The 17712-nt window shown below is 42.4% G+C and carries 15 protein-coding genes; 6 read left to right on the top strand and 9 right to left on the bottom strand.

Going from position 1 to position 17712, the window contains the following annotated elements; translation table 11 throughout:
- Positions 1–46 precede the first annotated feature (46 nt).
- Positions 47–1813, bottom strand: a complete 1767-nt coding sequence (locus NWQ57_RS08100; RefSeq protein ID WP_306021638.1) for a monovalent cation:proton antiporter-2 (CPA2) family protein — start codon at positions 1811–1813, stop codon at positions 47–49.
- Between the two features lie 24 nt (positions 1814–1837).
- On the opposite strand from NWQ57_RS08100, the gene NWQ57_RS08095 reads away from it, so the two are divergent.
- On the top strand, positions 1838–2587 hold the full coding sequence (locus NWQ57_RS08095) for a LysE family translocator (protein ID WP_372340900.1): 750 nt from the start codon (positions 1838–1840) through the stop codon (positions 2585–2587).
- A gap of 8 nt (positions 2588–2595) precedes the next feature.
- On the opposite strand, the gene NWQ57_RS08090 is transcribed toward NWQ57_RS08095, so the two are convergent.
- From NWQ57_RS08090 to NWQ57_RS08075, 4 genes are read right to left on the bottom strand one after another with little or no spacing between them, the layout of a single operon-like run.
- Positions 2596–3444 (bottom strand): hypothetical protein, encoded by an 849-nt coding sequence (locus NWQ57_RS08090; protein WP_306021637.1) that lies wholly within the window; start codon positions 3442–3444, stop codon positions 2596–2598.
- Positions 3445–3449: 5 nt separating this feature from the next.
- The gene (locus tag NWQ57_RS08085; RefSeq protein ID WP_306021636.1) at positions 3450–4670 is read right to left on the bottom strand and encodes a phosphoenolpyruvate carboxylase; all 1221 of its coding nucleotides are present in this window, start codon (positions 4668–4670) and stop codon (positions 3450–3452) included.
- Between the two features lie 34 nt (positions 4671–4704).
- Positions 4705–5340 carry a hypothetical protein gene (locus NWQ57_RS08080; protein WP_306021635.1) on the bottom strand — a complete coding sequence of 212 codons (636 nt, stop codon included), beginning with the start codon at positions 5338–5340 and terminating at the stop codon, positions 4705–4707.
- On the bottom strand, positions 5337–9044 hold the full coding sequence (locus NWQ57_RS08075; RefSeq protein ID WP_306021634.1) for an ATP-binding protein: 3708 nt from the start codon (positions 9042–9044) through the stop codon (positions 5337–5339). Before NWQ57_RS08075 ends, NWQ57_RS08080 begins: the two co-directional genes overlap by 4 nt.
- Before the next feature lie 394 nt (positions 9045–9438).
- On the opposite strand from NWQ57_RS08075, the gene NWQ57_RS08070 reads away from it, so the two are divergent.
- Positions 9439–11583: a hypothetical protein gene (locus NWQ57_RS08070; RefSeq protein ID WP_306021633.1), complete on the top strand. Its 2145-nt coding sequence runs from the start codon at positions 9439–9441 to the stop codon at positions 11581–11583.
- A gap of 68 nt (positions 11584–11651) precedes the next feature.
- Here NWQ57_RS08070 and NWQ57_RS08065 read toward each other — a convergent pair whose 3' ends face one another.
- On the bottom strand, positions 11652–12455 hold the full coding sequence (locus NWQ57_RS08065; protein ID WP_306021632.1) for a hypothetical protein: 804 nt from the start codon (positions 12453–12455) through the stop codon (positions 11652–11654).
- A 324-nt stretch (positions 12456–12779) separates the two neighbouring features.
- On the opposite strand from NWQ57_RS08065, the gene NWQ57_RS08060 reads away from it, so the two are divergent.
- Both NWQ57_RS08060 and NWQ57_RS08055 read left to right on the top strand, forming a co-directional pair.
- The gene (locus NWQ57_RS08060; protein ID WP_306021631.1) at positions 12780–12959 is read left to right on the top strand and encodes a DUF6435 family protein; all 180 of its coding nucleotides are present in this window, start codon (positions 12780–12782) and stop codon (positions 12957–12959) included.
- Positions 12960–13029: 70 nt separating this feature from the next.
- Entirely contained in the window at positions 13030–13587 is a 558-nt protein-coding gene (locus NWQ57_RS08055) for an AAA family ATPase (protein ID WP_306021630.1), read from the top strand.
- A 16-nt stretch (positions 13588–13603) separates the two neighbouring features.
- Here the strand turns inward: NWQ57_RS08055 and NWQ57_RS08050 are convergent, their stop codons facing one another.
- The 3 genes from NWQ57_RS08050 to NWQ57_RS08040 all read right to left on the bottom strand — a co-directional run bounded on the left by NWQ57_RS08050 (position 13604) and on the right by NWQ57_RS08040 (position 15740).
- Positions 13604–14509, bottom strand: coding sequence for a WYL domain-containing protein (locus NWQ57_RS08050; protein WP_306021629.1), 906 nt, complete (start codon positions 14507–14509; stop codon positions 13604–13606).
- An 88-nt stretch (positions 14510–14597) separates the two neighbouring features.
- Entirely contained in the window at positions 14598–15356 is a 759-nt protein-coding gene (locus NWQ57_RS08045; protein ID WP_306021628.1) for an RES family NAD+ phosphorylase, read from the bottom strand.
- Between the two features lie 9 nt (positions 15357–15365).
- Positions 15366–15740, bottom strand: coding sequence for an MbcA/ParS/Xre antitoxin family protein (locus NWQ57_RS08040; protein ID WP_306021627.1), 375 nt, complete (start codon positions 15738–15740; stop codon positions 15366–15368).
- Between the two features lie 231 nt (positions 15741–15971).
- Here NWQ57_RS08040 and NWQ57_RS08035 point away from each other — a divergent pair, with 231 nt between their 5' ends.
- Both NWQ57_RS08035 and NWQ57_RS08030 read left to right on the top strand, forming a co-directional pair.
- A complete protein-coding gene (locus NWQ57_RS08035; RefSeq protein WP_306021626.1) occupies positions 15972–16982 on the top strand; it encodes a zinc-binding alcohol dehydrogenase family protein in 1011 nt (336 codons plus the stop codon).
- A gap of 481 nt (positions 16983–17463) precedes the next feature.
- The gene (locus NWQ57_RS08030; RefSeq protein WP_306021625.1) at positions 17464–17685 is read left to right on the top strand and encodes a penicillin-binding protein; all 222 of its coding nucleotides are present in this window, start codon (positions 17464–17466) and stop codon (positions 17683–17685) included.
- Positions 17686–17712: the final 27 nt, after the last annotated feature.

The following is a 17712-nucleotide window of genomic DNA, read 5'->3' as shown; positions in this document are numbered from 1 at the left end:
GACAAACGCCTCACACTCGGTTTTACCTACTCCTTCTAACTCACTATTATTTATTCTTTTCGTGTATTAGGCGATCACGTTTAAACAGGGTCGCCAGTTCCTCCCTGCCCTTTTTGCTGGTTTTTATTAACTCATCCATGTTCATTTTCTCATTGACGGTTTTGTCGAGTAAGGTCTTGTCATGCTCTGCAAATATAGACACCATCTCGTTCACTTGTTCATTATTAAAGCCATATTCTTTGAGTAACATTCCTGCGGCTTCCAAGCCTCCTGCAAACAGTTCGCGCACGTAGAGCTTTACGCCAAGTTCACTTAAACGTTTTGCAGTAAAACGGTTTCTGGCGCGTGCAATAATGCTGACATGAGGAAAGTTTTGCTGCACTAGTTCAGCGATTTTCAGTGCGTCATCTTCATTGTCTACCGCGATTAAGAGTATCTTCGCTTGCGCGATTCCCGCGGTTTCTAACAAGTCTAATCGACTGGCATCGCCGTAAAACACTTTATTGCCAAACTGTTTTACAAACTCGATATGTTTTGCATCTTTGTCTAAGGCGGTAAAAGCAATGTTATTGGCGGCTAAAATCCTAGCACTCACTTGACCAAAGCGGCCAAAACCAGCAATGATAACTTGCGGCTCACTCTCGTCGCGGTGACTGTCGTAGACAGCAGGGCAATTTTTACTGGTGAACCACATACTATGAAGTATTACTAGTGGCGCAGTGAGGGCCATTGAGATACCCACGATCAAACTTACCTGAGCTGCGATATCAGGTGCGAGTATGCCGCTCCCTGCTGCCTGAGTCATGACTACAAAAGCAAATTCTCCCCCTTGTGACAACATCAAGCCTATCCTCATGGCATCGGTGGTCAGTTGTTTATTGGCTTTTAGAATAAGAAAAATAATCAGCGTTTTAATCACGACCAACATGATACTGGCACTGATAATAAATAGCGGTTCTGAAACCAGTAGGCTTAAATCTAAATTCATACCTATAGCAATAAAAAATAAGCCCAAAAGTAACCCTTTGAAGGGTTCAATTTCGGTTTCCAATTGATGCCTAAAGCTAGAATTTGCAAGCAGAATACCTGCAATAAAAGCGCCCATTCCCATAGATAAACCAGCAGCTTCCATACCTAATGCCGTCGCGATAACAATTAGCAGGGCTGACGCCGTCATGACTTCTGCACTGCCATAAGATGAAATGAGTCGTAAAAAGGGGTTAACCAAAAAGCGGCCGATAATGAGCACGCCAACAACCGCTAGCACACTTATCCACCATTGCGGGCCTGATGTTGTATTAGCACTCGAGACACTTTCAACCAATAATAAAATAGGGATGACAGCCAAATCTTGCATTAATAAAATTGAAAAACCTTGCTGACCTGGCGGTGTTTTAAGAATTTTATGCTCGCTCATCAATTGCACTGCAAAGGCAGTAGACGATAAACCTAGCGACAAGCCAATAATGCTGGAGATAACAACACTGAAGCCCAATACGAAGTGTAAAATAGCACCAATTGCTAAGGCGCTGATAAGTAGCTGACCGCCCCCAGTGAACACGATTTGGGTTCGCATCTTCCAAAGCTTGTCGGGTGCAAGTTCAAGTCCTATTAAAAACAACAGTAAAACCACACCCAGCTCGGCCACATGTAAAATAGTCTGCGGATCATTTACCCAATCGAACACTTGTGGGCCAATCACCAAGCCTGCGACCAAATAGCCCAAGATAGCGCCTAATTTTAATTTTTTAAAAATAGGGACAGCCACAACGGTGGCGACCAAAAAAATAAGTACGGTGGCTAAGCCTGTCATGCTTTTTACTCTGAGCGTTCTTGAATGAAATTAAGCATATCAGATTTAGTTAAAACCCATAACAAACCTTATATAGAACTAACTCATCTTTGCAATGACCTCAAGCTATCGCACACTAATGGCAGTCTCAATCAACGTGCTTTTACCGTGGAATACAGCGCTTTAATATTATTTACGATAGCCAGTAGCATCACCCCTGGCCCTAATAACTTGATGATCATGACATCAGGTGTCAATTATGGTTTTCGCCGCAGTTTGCCTCATTTATTGGGCATTGATATTGGCTTTGTCTTGATGATCATCGGCGTGGGGTTAGGTATCAGCCAGTTGTTTGCTCAAATACCTGAACTGTTAATTTGGCTCAAAATTGCGGGAATTTTGTACCTTGGTTATTTAGCTTATCGAATTGCCACCAGCCCAACGACTCCTTTGGTGGCCGATGTTGTAGATGAGATGCAACGCAAACCCCTGAGTTTTTTACAAGCAGCGCTATTTCAGTGGGTTAATCCTAAAGCGTGGATAATGATTGTTGGTGCGATAGTCACTTATACCAATTCGAGTCTCGATTACACCTTACAAGTCGGTATTATCGCCTTATTTTTCCTCTGTTTAGGTACGCCTTGTACTTTTATGTGGTTGGGTTTTGGTACTGCATTAAAACGGTATTTAGCCAATTCCCGCCATCTAAAGATCTTCAATATTGTGATGGCCAGTTTATTATTGCTCTCGCTATTACCGGTGATCCTTGAATTGTTTACAATGGCGATTCCCTAAGCCGCTGTTTATTTATAGCAAACTAAAGGAATATTTAGTGCGATAAATACTTGCTGCATTACCGCCAATTTATGGGTTTTTACGATAGTCACTAACTCTTGCCATCTTGGGCTGTGTTGCTGACTTAAAAATGCTACAGCACTGTGTTGCTGCAAAAATACCTCAGGTTGAGAATAAGGGCGCAACACATTGTGAATATCGCTTATTTTGGGCGCTAACACCCTGTTTATTCTGGGAGTGGTAAAACTTATTTCTAAACCTTTGGGGTCAAGATCTGGAAACATTATGACCTCAATATCCAGCGGCAATTGACTCAACAGATATTTCAGCCCTTTTGCAGTTGCTTGATCGTGCCCACGGTAAACCACTAAACTGTGGTTGTTGTCTTGCAGTGTAACGAGGTGCCATTTGTCAAACACATCTAAATTTTCTACCACAACAATACTAGAAAACTGACTCAAATCGATACGTTCAACCAGCAAACGAACACTTGTTCCAAGAGGTAGCATTAACCGTTGCCCGTCGAGTTCAAACTTGGCTAGGCACTTTGCTAGCACATACTTATCGTTTGGCTTACTATCAGCCAACTTGTCATTATTGCTTTGTGCAATAATAGCCACTCGGTCTTGGCCACTGGCTAAACCGGCAAGTAGGTTTAATCTGGGATAACTGCGCTCTATTTCGCGGCGAAGCGTTTCTTTACTGACAGGGTCAAACACAAAGTGTTTGCCGTTGTGATACAAATCAAAATGCTGCTCTAACCACTGTCTTAACTTACCTTTGCTGGCCAGTAACAACTTATTTTCATCGCGAAAAAAGCGACTTAAGGTTGCAATTTCTGACTTGCCCAATTCCATTGTTATTATCTTAAACCCAGTTCAACATCACGAATAATGTAATTACCCGAATAAATGGGATGAGCTTCGCCATTGGTATCTAATGCAAAATAGCTTTGCTCTTCCATGGTCAAGCCTTGATATCCGCCAACCACTTGGTAAATCCACACTTCTGGATCAAACTCAAGAGCATGCTGTTGATGATAATCAAGTGCCGTTAAACGCTCTCCGCTATCAATAACCTGACAAAAATAGGCTTCTACCGCTAACCTAAGTTTATCTTCAGCAAACTGCGCCGAACTTTGTTCTTCCACATTAATTTTTTGTGCCGCTCGCTCAGGTTGATGAGAGGTATTCGAACGATTAAAGGCTTTAATCGCGCCAACCAGTTGCTGTAAATCTTGCTCATGTTCAATGCGATGCACATCTACGGCTGCAGGTTTAATTAACGCAGCTGCTTGATTAAACAACATAGGAACTTGGCTTAACTGGCTGTAATTTACTGGGCTAAAATCTGGCTTTTGCTCCATGTGGAGTAAAAAGCCTTTCAGCAGCTGAGTACGGCCTTTAAATTCACGAAAACGGCCAATTAATTCCAGTAAGCGAGCTTGAACAATTGAAAGCTCCTGAATCACTTTCGAGAAACTATGTTGTAGCGTGACAACAAGTAAATGGCGTAGCTCGCGGTTACTTCCAGCAAGCTCACTTAACTCATCAAAGCGAAACATCTCTAATTGTTTAAGCAATTCACTGACTTGGCTTTGCGCTAACTCGTTTTCACGAATTTTGGCATCAATTGATGCCACATAACCAAACTCATTATTAATACGACTAAACAGCACTCGCACGCTATTCGACAATGACTCAGTCAACGCATACACATGCTCAGTTAAATCGGACAAATGGGCGTCAGCTTCCGCGTAGCGGCTGTGATATAAGGCCTCTTTATAATGCTGGGCCAATGTTTTTAAGCTGGCTAAGGCCGAACCAATATTGGCATCGATTTGACGATTACGCTCATCATGCAAACTGCCTTCAAGCAAATTCCGCACGGCACTTTTTAAACGCAGCTGAGTGTCAGACTCCGGTCGCCACAATATACCTAGCTGACATAAACTTTCGATCACTTTTGGGCTGTATTTACTTTCGTCTAAGGTCCCCGATAAATACACCTGCATAATTAAGTCTGCATGGCGGCTCAGCGCATTAAGAAGCCTAACGCCTGCCTGTTGCAAGTGCTGGTTCATCGGCCCTCACTCCCACTCGTAGTTAAGGCCAAACTCATAGTAAACTACCTTGCTGCACCGCATTTTCAGCTTGTTCAGTTAACGACAAGGCTTCAGTTTCATCAATAAATTTGAGCACGTCATATAAATATTCAACTTTGCCAGTGGCAATAAAAATTTGTTTTTCGACATTAGGTTTAAGCACATAACCCAACTGAGTTAAGCGGTTAAATACTAATTTAAGTTGCCCATCTAACTGGGTACTCGTAGAGCCAAACAAACGATTACGGGATATTTTTTCTAATTGCTCAGCAAAGGCTGGTGTGTCTTCAATGGTGGTTTGCAACTCATTTAAACGAATTGCCGTACCTTGCGTCACAGGCACATCTGAGCCATTGGCTTGTTGCACTAACAATAGCCATTCAACTAAAGGCATTAATTGACTAGAGATTTCTTGAAACTGACCGCCTAATTGTTTGCGTTCGTTATCATACAAACTTTGATACGCTGCAAAAAACACATCCCCCTCGGCTGCGCTAGCTAAGGTACGATTGAGCACATTGAGTTGTGTTTCGATTTTGTCACTGTTGCCTGAGGTTTTAAGAAAGCGCCATGCCTCTTCATCACTAATTTGACAAATAAAAGCACCAGACAACAATAACTCTAGGATTCGACCTTGTTCAGTGATCATGCTTGTGCCTCCGTGTCGTTGTGCTGTGTTTGGCGTGCCTTAGCTTGCTTTAGGCGTTCGGTGATCGCGCTTATTTTGGGCTCCACTACCTGTAATTTGCGCGTGCCTTTATCAATCAAATAGCGATTTTCGAATAAGGTCAGTACTTCTGACTCAGGGTTTGGAAAGGCCCCCACCACACAGATATCGTTGTTTTGACAGGCATCAAAAATCTTTTTCACGTTACTTTGATGCAATGTGCCCAATTCATCAATAGGCCAATGGATGGTTGCGTTAGCACTGCCACGTAATAAACGGGTAAAGGCTAATAAAAACTTACACAAGATCAAATACGCCATACCGTGACTGGAAGACTCGTTTAACTGACGGTCGGTACGAATAACCAAATCACTGTTTCCCTCTCGCAAATGTAATTCAATGTCGAGTAACTTGCTGATACCACCGCTTAAGGCTGCACGGCCAAGAATGTCTAACACTTTTCGCATACTTTGCGCGTAATCATCGTCAGGTAGTTCATTGGCGCCCTCACTCATCCATTCATGATAGAGTTTTTGAAATTGCGCTAATTCAGGCCAAAATTCAAGCTCACTAATGCGTGACCGTATTTTCACTGCAGACTCAGACACCCCTTCTAAAAACAGCTCTTCGTCCACTTCTTTGCTGATCCGTTTACTTTGGCTAGCAATACGTTTGTCGATGTCTTCCAGTACGTTGTAATACTGCGTTAAATCAGCGCCAAAAATTCGTCCTTGCTCCCGTAGACCTTGCATTTTTTGCGGTACAATTTCATTTAACAAACGAGCGAGATGACTCACTAAACGGCGGTGGTCAACCCCACGAATACCTTTGTCATTAACATAGGCGCATTCTTCACGTGAACGCTCCCAAGTATCCGATAACCCTGTACCGGCTTGTGCAGCGATGAGTTGATCAAAATGCTCCACATACACTTTAATATCGCCCAGTAAGGTTTCACGATTTTGTAAAAGCCCCTGCCCCTCGGAAATACGCTGGGCAATATTTAAGGTTTCAGAGCCCCCTTGCTGCGCGGTTGATTCAGCCGCAGCCAAACTAATTTTAGCTAACAAGCGTTTGATATTTTGCACATCCAACTCTTGTTCCTTGGCAGTTTTTAAGTTGTGCTCAAACTCAGTTTGTTGTTGTTTTAACTGACTTATTAAGGCTTTAAAGTTGGCTTGCTCTTGGCTTAATTCGCGTTCAGCACTGCTCGCGACTTTTTTTGCTTTAGCCAACTGTTGTTGCCAACTTAACTTATGACCAGTGAAGATGGTTTTATACCAGTGCTCATAGTCTTTGACTTTATGTCTATGGGTTTCGGTATGCTGGATATCGTGTTTAAGCTGTTTGATCAGCTTTTGTAAGCTGCCTATTTCATCCACATCAACGCCACGATTGGCTAATTCATCAGCCAACCATTGTTCGGATTTTTTCTTATCAAGCGCGGCAGTTTGCCTGGCCTTTTGCATGTACTGCTCAACTTGACTGACTTGCTGTTGGGTATCACCTAATAATTGCTGCCAGTGAAATTGATGTTCAGTTTGCGCTTCACGTAATTGGTCTTGCAGGGCCTGTTTAGATTCAGCAAACAAGGCTTGTTCTTTTGCTTGCTGCGTTTCATTTTTCTTCAAGGCGTTTTTGTTATGCAGCTTACGCTCACTTAAGGCTTGGCTATACTCTTGTTGCAATAATTCTTTATCTTGCTGCACCCGTTTACGCTTAGCTTCAGCAGTACGGGTATCGCTTTCACATTTCGCACATTGCAGCTCTTTGTTACGCACGTCTTCACTGGCTTTCGCCAGCAATAACTCTGCTTCATTTTGCTCATCTAGCAAGGTCGCTAAGGTCGCCTGTGCTTCTTGTAAGCGCTGCTGCAATATTTGCTCAGATTGCGCATATTCAGGCACCGACACATTACTCAGTTCAAGTTGTAAACCAAACAGATTGTCATTGCTTGGGCTAAAACTTGGCTTTAAATCACTGCGTTTTAATAGTTCTGGGTGGATCACCTTACCCAGTTTTTGTTCCCAGCCCGGCTGCTCTTTGCGTAACACTTCTAATAAACTGTTGTGACCTGGATACAGCAGCGCTTCAACTTTATTGACCTGCTGTTGTTGCTGCAAATACTGTTTTCTAGCTTGCTCTAAGGCATCATTCGCTTTGCTACGCTGCTGCTGTGCGCCTTGATGGCCCTGCTGGGCCGCACGAAATTTATCGCGAGTTTCATCTTCAATGTGGCTTAGCTCTTTAATGCTCGCATCTAGTAGATCTATTTGGCTTTGCTCAAACTCACTAAAACCTGCATTTTTAATGCTGGCACTTAAGGTAGCATGTTGTATTTTAAGCTCACCAAAACGCTCCTGAAATTCATTGCTTAATTGACTTTGTTGCTCAGCAAAGTCTTGTTTAATTTCTTGCAGGTGCTGGTGTTCCTGCGACTTTTGTTCAGACAACTTATCTTGCAAGTTTTGTTTTTGCTCACCAAAGCCTTCAAGCTCTATGTTCAATTTTTCGGTTAACTCAGCAATTCGTTTGTTAAAAGCAGACTCAACATCTTGGTGTTTTTCAGTGAGTAGTTGATAGCGGGTATTAGCGGTATCTAATTCGCTGGTCCATTGCGGGAGCAATTGCAGGTTGGCTTGCAAGGTTTCGATATCTTGGTTTTGCCAATCATCAAATTCTTTTTCAACTTGCTCGAGATCTTTTTCAAGTTTACGGCTATCCGCCTTAGCTGCAGACAATTGCTGGTTTAGTCCATCACGCTTGTTCGCCCACTCGCCTTCTTGTTTTTTTACCTCCAGTAAGGTTTCATCAAACTGGCCTTGCAATTGAATAATACTGGCAGCTAATTTACTCAGGTCAAAATCAAATTGTAATTTTAATTCAGCCAATCGACCTTCTGTTTGGCTCAGTTCATGATCCGCGCGCTCCAACTTGGCAAACTCTGGGCGAATTTCATCGAACTCTTTGATCAAGTGACATTCGCGGATCCAATCTTCAACCCGATTTCGACTCAAGCTGGATGTAGGAGGCTGTACACCATCTTCTTCTAGAATGGCGGCAATCATGGCTTTAATGGTTTCCATTTTGCCTTCTTTAGAATGCACCGCCTTCGCTAATTTTTCGATATGGCGTAAATGGTGGCTACCATCACACAAACTAAAAATGCGTGCATAACCCAGTAATTCTCGGCTATTGGCGGTGCCGTTTAACACGCCACGATCGTTTTGTAATATGGCGCGATAGTCTTTGGTATTGAGAAGGTTAGTGACCAATATGTTTGAGCGTTTCAAACTGCGCGCCAATTCATTCATCGAAACGCTGACATGCTCACCCGCATTGTTTTTATAGAGGTAGTCACTCAACTCAAATGGTTTACCTACAAAACGATAATTCACCCCATTACCACCAGAGGCTAGTACAACCTGACACAGATCGAGCTCGTTACGTTCATATTCGTAAATGATAAAACTGGATTCTCGGGGTAAATACCAACGTTCAAAACTGTCGCGAGTTGCGGGTACTACTCGACTTGGATACTCGCCGTAAAATACCGGAATCAATCGCTGTAAGGTGGTTTTACCTGAGGCGTTTGTGCCACATATATTGGTGTGGCCTTTGAGTTTTAACTCAACCACTCCGGGCAAATGAGTATCAATAAGAATAATGCGATGTAAACCAGGCATAAATGACCTACTACTAGCTAAATTTGGCGCTTCCAGCAGCTGCAAAATAAGCACTGGCAAGCAAAAAGAATGGGGCGAATATTACCGAGTTTTAGTCCTTATTCATACCCTAGAATATGGGCTTTTCAGCTGAACTAGGGCGCTTATGCCTAAATACTAAGCGGGTTTAAAATCTTGGCTTTGAAGTGGTTAAATAATCCGCTAAATCCAATTTGAGACGAATATTTACCCATTGTAAAAATTAAGTAGATTATTTCGCCATCACACTTAACTTTCTGAATAAACTGCGTAATATCATCGTTATAGCCAGACGTTTGCTGCTTTCTCGATTTATGGGGTGCAATGGTGAATTTTACACTTTTTTAGCCTTTAAATAATTAAGATGAGAATCACTTTGCCTAGTTTTTTTGCAGAAATTCGTCGCCGTAAAGTATTTCAAACCTTTGTGCCGTATCTAGGGTTTGTATGGCTGATATTGCAAATCGTCAGTGTTGTTACCCCCATGGTTAACCTCTCTCCTTTATTTAATACTCTAGTGGCTGTTACCTTGTTCGCTGGAATGCCAGTGATGCTGTATTTGTCATGGTATTTCGATTTCACCATGGACGGCTTGGTGGCTATTGCTGATAATGAAACAGGTAGAGTATCCCCTTTTGGTTTATCTCGCTGGACCATTCTACTACTTATCACTTTAGGCTCAGGTTTCGTGGCATACCGCTATTTTTCGAATGTTCAAATAGAGTTTGCCAAAGCGAGCGATGGCATCAAACAAACCTTCATCGCTGACTCCATAGCCGTTCTACCTTTTAAAGATGCCAGTGCCGACCAAGACCAAGCCTTTTTGGCGCAAGGCTTAGCCGAGGAAATCACCAGTTTATTAGGTCGCACCGATGGCCTTAAAGTCGCAGCATCTAGTTCAACGAGTGCATTGGCAGAAAAAGGCCTTGACCCTGTGACTATCGCGAGGCGTTTGCAGGTAGATACGGCGTTAACGGGCAGTGTCAGAGTCATAGGTGATCAGCTCAAAATACGAGTAGAGTTAGTGGACGCTGCCGATGCCAACGTATTGTGGAGCGAAACCTTCGCCCGTAAATTCAGTGATATATTTGTCGTCGAAAGTGAGATAGCCCGTTCTACGGTTAATATGCTGCAAGACACCTATATCGAAACGGGCTCGCTGACCAACAGCGCCTCCACCAAAAGCACTGATGCCTATGTGATTTATCTCAAAGGCCGTGAGCAATATCGCAAACAAACCACAGAATCGATGAAAGCCGCACGTAAATTATTTGAACAAGCCATTGGCCTTGATCCTGAATATGCACAGGCATATGTGGCGTTGGCTGATACGATTGCAATGCTGGCAAAAGGAACAAACGGCATCGGGCATGATGCTTTTTTTGGTGTGCTTGATGGTGATATTGCTCGTCAACTGTCAGAACAAAATATCGAAAAGGCCTTGCTTAGAAATCCCGAGTTATCTGAAGCCTATGCTATTCGAGGACTCACTTTAGCTTATTTGAGTAAACAAAGTGACGAAGCATTATCCTTTCTTGATAAAGCGATTAAATTGAGTCCAAGCTCCGCAAAATCTTATATGTGGAAATTTGCGGTCTTAGACAAACTAGGGAGATATTCAGAAGCGTGGCAGGCCTTAGAGAAAGCCTACTCACTTGATCCTATTTCCATAGCTAATCAATCTAATCGAGGATTTTATTTATCTCAACAAGGCCTTATTCAAGAAGCTGAAAACCAATATAACTTACTCATTTCAGAATTTCCAAATTCACCGCTAGGTTATGCTGGAATGGCTAGTATTGAATATAACAGAGCAAATTACTCTGAGAGTATTCTTTATTGGAAACAAGCTCATTCAATATCGCCTGACAACGCTCGATATGAAAAAAGTTATATCGGTTTGCTGCTCGAGCTCGGTTTAGTCAATGAAGCGCGAAAACTTACTTCAGACTCTTTTTATATTCCGACTTTTTTATTGATAGAGAAAAAACACCCTGAGTTAATCGATGAAATGAACACAAGAATATTAGCTAACCCAGATGACCCATGGGTACGATTTGAAACCGCCTTTTATCAGATGCTTATTGGTAACAATAGCGCAGCAGAAAAATTACTTGTTCCCTTGTTGACAGAGTTTTCCGATGGCGAGTTATACAATATGCCGCTATGCAGCCCCGCCATCGAAATAGCTTGGGCACTTGTTGAGCAGGATAACAACAAAGAATCGCAACCAATACTGAGAGAGTGCGAACGTCAACTAGACAATGCTCGGCAAGAAAATATTAAAGATGCATTTGCAGACTACCTAGGGGCTCGCCTGGCTGCCTTAAATAATAACGAAAAACTTGCTTCACAAGAATTAAGCAACGCTTTTGAAAATGGCTGGCGACAATGGTGGACAAAATATGACCCCATTATCGCACCGCTGTTAGAAACCGATACTGGTAAAGACATCATGATAAAAATTGATGATCATCTGCAAAAAGAAAGAGAAGAAGTAAAGCAACTCAACATTTTTTAGTTAGCTTAGAAAAGTGCAATTATCAGACTGATGTGGCAGCCTTATTGTTTCCTTGGCCAATAAAACAACTATTTGGTTTGAACTTTTCTTCTCACAAGTAGGCAACATAGGGCTGTAAGTATGATAAGCACTATACTAGGCTCACTCACCACAACCATTCGATCTATGCCGCTTCTCACAAACGTATTACCTGATACACTGCCCAAGCGAGAGCATATTATATTTTCTGGCTCACCAAAGCAGGCTTCATCATAAAATATTGCATCCGCCGCGTAAAACGTGTAACCAACCGGCGCAGTTTGAGTCACTGCTACCTGAACCTGGTATTCTCCTGGCGCTAAATCTTCCGGCATTGCAGCATCTAAATAGAGTTGACGTCGCTGGCTTCTATCCCCCGTATTTTCAACTGATGAGAAGCTATTATCAAATTCAAAAAGAGGGGCATCTATGAAGGGGTCTGCATCACTTTCAAATATTCGCCAAGTAATGTTTTGAATGGCGAGTGAAAAAAATGAGACTGTCGATCCGATGACTTCAAGTCGCTCACCTTCATTGAATTGCCAGTAACAGGGATCATCTTCAAATGGCTGACCTGAGCCCAAGGAAACAAAACAGAAATCGGGTACCGCCATTGCCATAGGATAACCAGGCGGGACATACACGCTGTCGTAGGGAACAGCAGGATTGATGTTTGAATAATAATCCCAATTTAACAAGCCAAACTCATTAATCTCTGAGGTTGGCACTAGTAAATCAATGGTACCAAAACTCACCGTTATTCCACCTCTACCAGCACCTCGAATCAGTCCTGCATCTGCAATGAAGCTGATTAACAAACTGCTGATAATGAGTCCTTTACATATTTTGTACATAGTAGCTCCTTTCAATATCCCTTATTTGTAAAATCGTATTGAGACAGTAAATCAAGGGAACACTCATGATTGGTTAATTATTAACCAATCATGTTTGACACTGACACTTTGTTTTTACAACGAAAGCGCTTAATTAATTCAATGAATGCAAGCTAGAAGGTTTTCTACCTACCTAAAGTCGTGATGAGGGCTGAGCTGGTCTTAAATACAAACAGGGACAAGTAATGTGCAAAGCTGTTACAATTTGAAAAAAAGCGCGCGGTTTGAGTGATCACATTACTTTTGCAAAGCGTACAAAAGCGAAATTTTATTAAGGGATTATCCATGTTTTCTTTTTTCAAATCTGATCCAAGCAAAAAACTTCGAAAGACCTATGATCAACTGTCTACTGAAGCGATGCTCGCACAACGTAAAGGCGACATTCGAAAATATTCAGAGCTTACCGCTGAGGCTGAAAAGTTGTGGCAACAAATTTTAGACATTGAAACGAAAAAAAAGCCTTAGTTTTCCTTCACTGGCGAAAATTCACAACATACTCCACACTTTAACATTTACTGTTTGAAGGAGTCTTAAAGTGAGTACAGAGGCTTATAGAAAAGTATTTTTAAAGCACCAGCGCACCTTTGTTTCTGCACTTGCGATATTCTCACATCCGAATGATCAAAAACGTGATGCATTGCTAAGTGATGAAAACAAAGCCAGTTTGCATGATGCCGTGACCAAAGCGGCTAAAGGTGAAATTGTCACGCTTTTATTATCTGGCCACAGCAGCAGCAACAAAGCACTCATACTCAATCAACTTGCCCACCTCGCTAACGCACCGGTTTACCGACTTGATGTTGCTGAACTGAGAAAAAAGTATATTGGCGAAACTGAAAAAAATGTGGCGCGCATCATTGCCGAAGCACAAAGCAGTAAAGCCATCTTATTTTTTGATGAAGCAGAGGCACTCTTTGGTTTGGACGACAACACTGACCATATCATCGGCAGCTATGCTAATCAGGAAGTCAGCTACGTATTTAAATTGTGCAGCCAGCAAGCGGGCTTGTATGTGTTAGCAAGTGATGAGCCGCGCTTGGGTGAATTATTATATAAACGAGTGAACTATCTCATCCGCGCTAATCAAATCTAAGCCCCCTTTGTGGCGACTATTGTCGACTCAGCGTAGCCCCCAATGTTAGTCCTACATTTTCAATTTTTTCAAGGACATCATGGTTAGCAAGTGCCAACTGACACCCCTGCCCGACTAAGTTATGCTCGGCGGAACAATCCACCTGCCACTGGCGCAATACATAGGCTGCGATGGCAGCGCGTAAGTGCAAGGTTAACTGTCCCTCTTCCATCGCATAATCCAGCTCTATAGCAAGACTGCTAGACAAGCTTGGATGAGGAATTAAGCGCAAAGTAACCATACCCTGCCATTGTTCGTCGTAGGCACTTGCCTCATGCACACGAATAGCGCTGGGCATCACATCAACCTGAGTAAAACGGGTACAGACAAAGTCGCGAAATGTGTTGCTCTTGCGGTCATAAGCACGCACGTGCCAGCGATGACCATTATTTACAATTGAATGCGGCACAATTGCCCGCTCACTCTCGCCCGATGATACAGAAACGTAACGACATTTAATCGCTAATCGGTTATGAATGGCGCGCATGATACTGGCAATGATATTGGCATCGGGATGGATTAGCCGCACCGCATCAAAACACTGTTCGGATGGTTGTACCCCACTTGAAATACCATTTCCAAAACCTCGACTGAGAGAGGTTAAGATCACTTCGGGATTGTGCTTAAACAGGGGGTTAAAATGCTCACCACGATGGTAGCGTTTAGTTTGATGTATGAGGTGCAAGTTGTCCGGAGCCAGTTCTTTGTAGGTAGTAAAATCGCGCGTACTAGCCGCTAAACCGGTCTGAAATCGTTGAATAAGTTCTGTGCGTGCCACGTGGCCAAAATACTGCAAGCTAAAATCAATAAAAGCTAATCGGTCTTGTTGAGCATGGCTCAGAGCGGCAATTTGCTGCTGAATATCTAGAACGTGTTGAGACATTAACATAAACTCATTTTGATTACATGTAGTCAGATTACCCGCAATTTATTCAACAAGCAATCATTTTGATGATATCTTTTTGATTGCCTTACTCGGCAGGAACGGGTAATACCCCTTTGTGCATAAAATCATGCAAATTAAATGTCAAAGGCTGACCTTGGCCTGCTTGCGTGAAACTGACCTTATTACTCTGAGTTAAGCAGAGCCAATTTTGGCAAGACTCAGGCTCTTTAGACACAATGGCAGTGGGTTTGGCAATGGCGATATTCATACCATCCTGCGCCCTCGCTGATTGATAACGGATCACTTCAATCTGTTGGTTTATCTGCAAATACTCACCCACAGTTTGACAAAAATGATAATTATCAACACTGACTAACGCACTTTCAAACGAGTTGAAGTGCTGTAGGCTTAAGTCGGCACATAGATTACTGTTGACCTGCAAACTAAACATCATATGTTGTGAGTGAATGGGCTTTTCGTAAGGATCTTGCATGTGATGTAAAAACACAAAACGATAATAAGCCACTTCAGCTAGTACTGTTTTTTCGTTTTCGCTGGCGTAAAAAAAACTCGGTAATAAACGGCTACCGAAACGTGAGCCATATTTCAATGGAGGGTATCGAAAAGGGGTTTTAAGCAAATAATGCATGTGTTCTGTATTTGACCTGTAACGCGGTTTCACCTCATCCAACATTTGCTCTAATAAATATTGTTCGTCTAGGTCGTCTACCAATTTCATGGTCGCCGCTACTTCTTGCGTTTCAACTAAGCGTTTTACCCTACCCGAATATGAAATTGGACACGGACTTTGTTTATAGCACTCAGTAAAATTAGTTAGCGACATCATGGCCAGCTATATTTTGCCGCGCATTGCGTCAAGATAATCATTGGTTTGCATTAATCCCTGCACTGTTTGCACCAGTTCAGCTGGCTTGCCCCCTAAGGCGCTGTTAGGTGTTATGAACCAATGACGCATAAAACCTTGATCGCCGCCTGATATGGCAAATAAAGATCGATAAAGCCGAATAAAATGTAAAGATAATTCAGATGACTTTGATTCAGCCCCCAAGCCAATACCTTCTTTACGGGACAACGTTGAGCGGTTTACCCCGATAATTTTACCCGCGGTGGCTTTATTCACGCCTAACTCAGCACAGGCATTGTTGAATGCTTTTAGTAACACACTGGACCGGTCTTTTGACTCTTTGATATTAGCAAGCGCTGACATCGTTAACTCCTTTGTTAGGGACAAAACGGGTTAGATAAGAATCTGTGTATTCAAACCTATCCTAGCTCCAAATTACGCAAATGTCACATATTTATTGATTTTGATGCATATGCGACATATTTTCATTTTAATCAGTAAACAAAGGATGTTCAGTATGAGGGAAAAACATTGAATTTAGCGTATGTAAGCTCATTATAAAGCGACACCTCATCCCAAGAAAAAGTGAACCTAATGAAAGCCGTTGCTTATTTTTCCTCTTTGCCTATTAGTCAACCTGAGGCCTTAGTCGATGTTGAAATGGATAAACCCGTTCCAGCAGGACGAGACTTATTAGTCAAAATAGAGGCGATTTCTGTTAATCCCGTTGATTGTAAAATTCGCAGAAATGTAGACCCTCAAGGCCAGGCGAAAGTACTGGGTTGGGATGCCGTCGGTATTGTAGAAAGCGTTGGCGCTGAGGTGAGTCTTTTTAAAGTAGGTGATGCTGTTTATTATGCCGGCGATATTACTCGCAGCGGCAGTAATGCCGAGTATCAGTTAATAGATGAACGCATCGTCGGCTTTAAACCACATACCTTAACTAACGCCGAGGCAGCGGCTTTGCCCTTAACGTCGATTACCGCGTGGGAAATGCTGTTTGACCGCTTGGACATCAATAAACCTGCCCATAGCAAACCAGTATTGTTAGTTGTAGGCGGTTCTGGTGGTGTTGGTTCCATCCTAATTCAATTGGCCAAGCACCTTACCCAGGCAACAGTGATTGCAACAGCATCACGTCAGGAGAGTCAAGATTGGGTAAATCAACTTGGGGCTGATTATGTCGTCAATCACAGACAGCCACTTAAAGCTCAAATTGACGCTCTAGGCTTAGGAGAAGTCACTCATGTTGCCTGTACCACTCATGCCGACCAACACTTTGGTACCCTTATTGAAGTGTTAAAACCGCAAGGTAAATTGGGTATTATTGAGTTTGCCAATTCTTCTGTCGACCTTAACTTACTAAAAGATAAGAGTATTTCTTTACACTGGGAGTTTATGTTCACCCGCGCTAAATTTCATACCGAGGATATGATAAAACAACATCACTTGCTTAACCGCATAGGTGCTCTTATCGATGAAGGCACAATTCAAACAACGCTTGGCCATCATTTAGGACGGATCAATGCAACGAACTTGCGCTGTGCACATGAGCTTAGCGAGAGTAACAAAGCGATTGGGAAAATTGTATTAGAAGGTTTTTAAATTCAACAGAACCTGCAGCAACAATAAGCTTAGAAGCCCCTGTGTTGCTGTGATTTGTTGGATAGCGCTAGGGCTTAATTTTTCTCAGCTTTATCAATAAGATCTTGATCTTTACGGCTGCACCACTCGGCCGCGACTAACAGCATCATTAACATTACGCCAACTGCAACTAAAACGGTAATCATCTTGTTTCCTTTTTGAAATAGAATCCTTTACTCAAAATTGAGCAATTCTTACCTCACCATACAGCAAATTATGTGCCAATCATACGGATATAAAAAATTTTATAATATTTTCAGCGGCTTATGAAAAAATTGGGTTATTTAAATAATCAGCAAAAATAACTATTTCGGTGCATTGTGCACCTAATTACCGACTGTTATGAAAGTATTACATTGCAAAAATCAATTGCTTAATCGCTGTTTGAGGACAACAAACTACGCTAATATGTCAGTGCCTGTTCTACCTAAGGAGCTGATCCATGGCTGAGAAATTGAATGAAGACGCCTTAATGGCCTTAAAAATCGCCTTTAGCTACATGCCTAAAGCGATTGAAGTAAACAAATACGAATACGGTGAGCGTTACAAGCTGGTGCTAGAACATATTGACACGGTCCGCGAAGAACTCATTGCCAATGATGTGGATCCTGAAGAAGTGTATGGTGAAATTAATCCAGACAGTACACCTAACTCTTGTTACTAGGCTCTGTCGGCTTTTATTGCCCCTCGC

It is taken from the genome of Paraglaciecola sp. (genome assembly GCF_030730205.1).
GTDB lineage: Bacteria > Pseudomonadota > Gammaproteobacteria > Enterobacterales > Alteromonadaceae > Paraglaciecola.
This window is presented reverse-complemented; position numbering and strand designations above follow the sequence as displayed.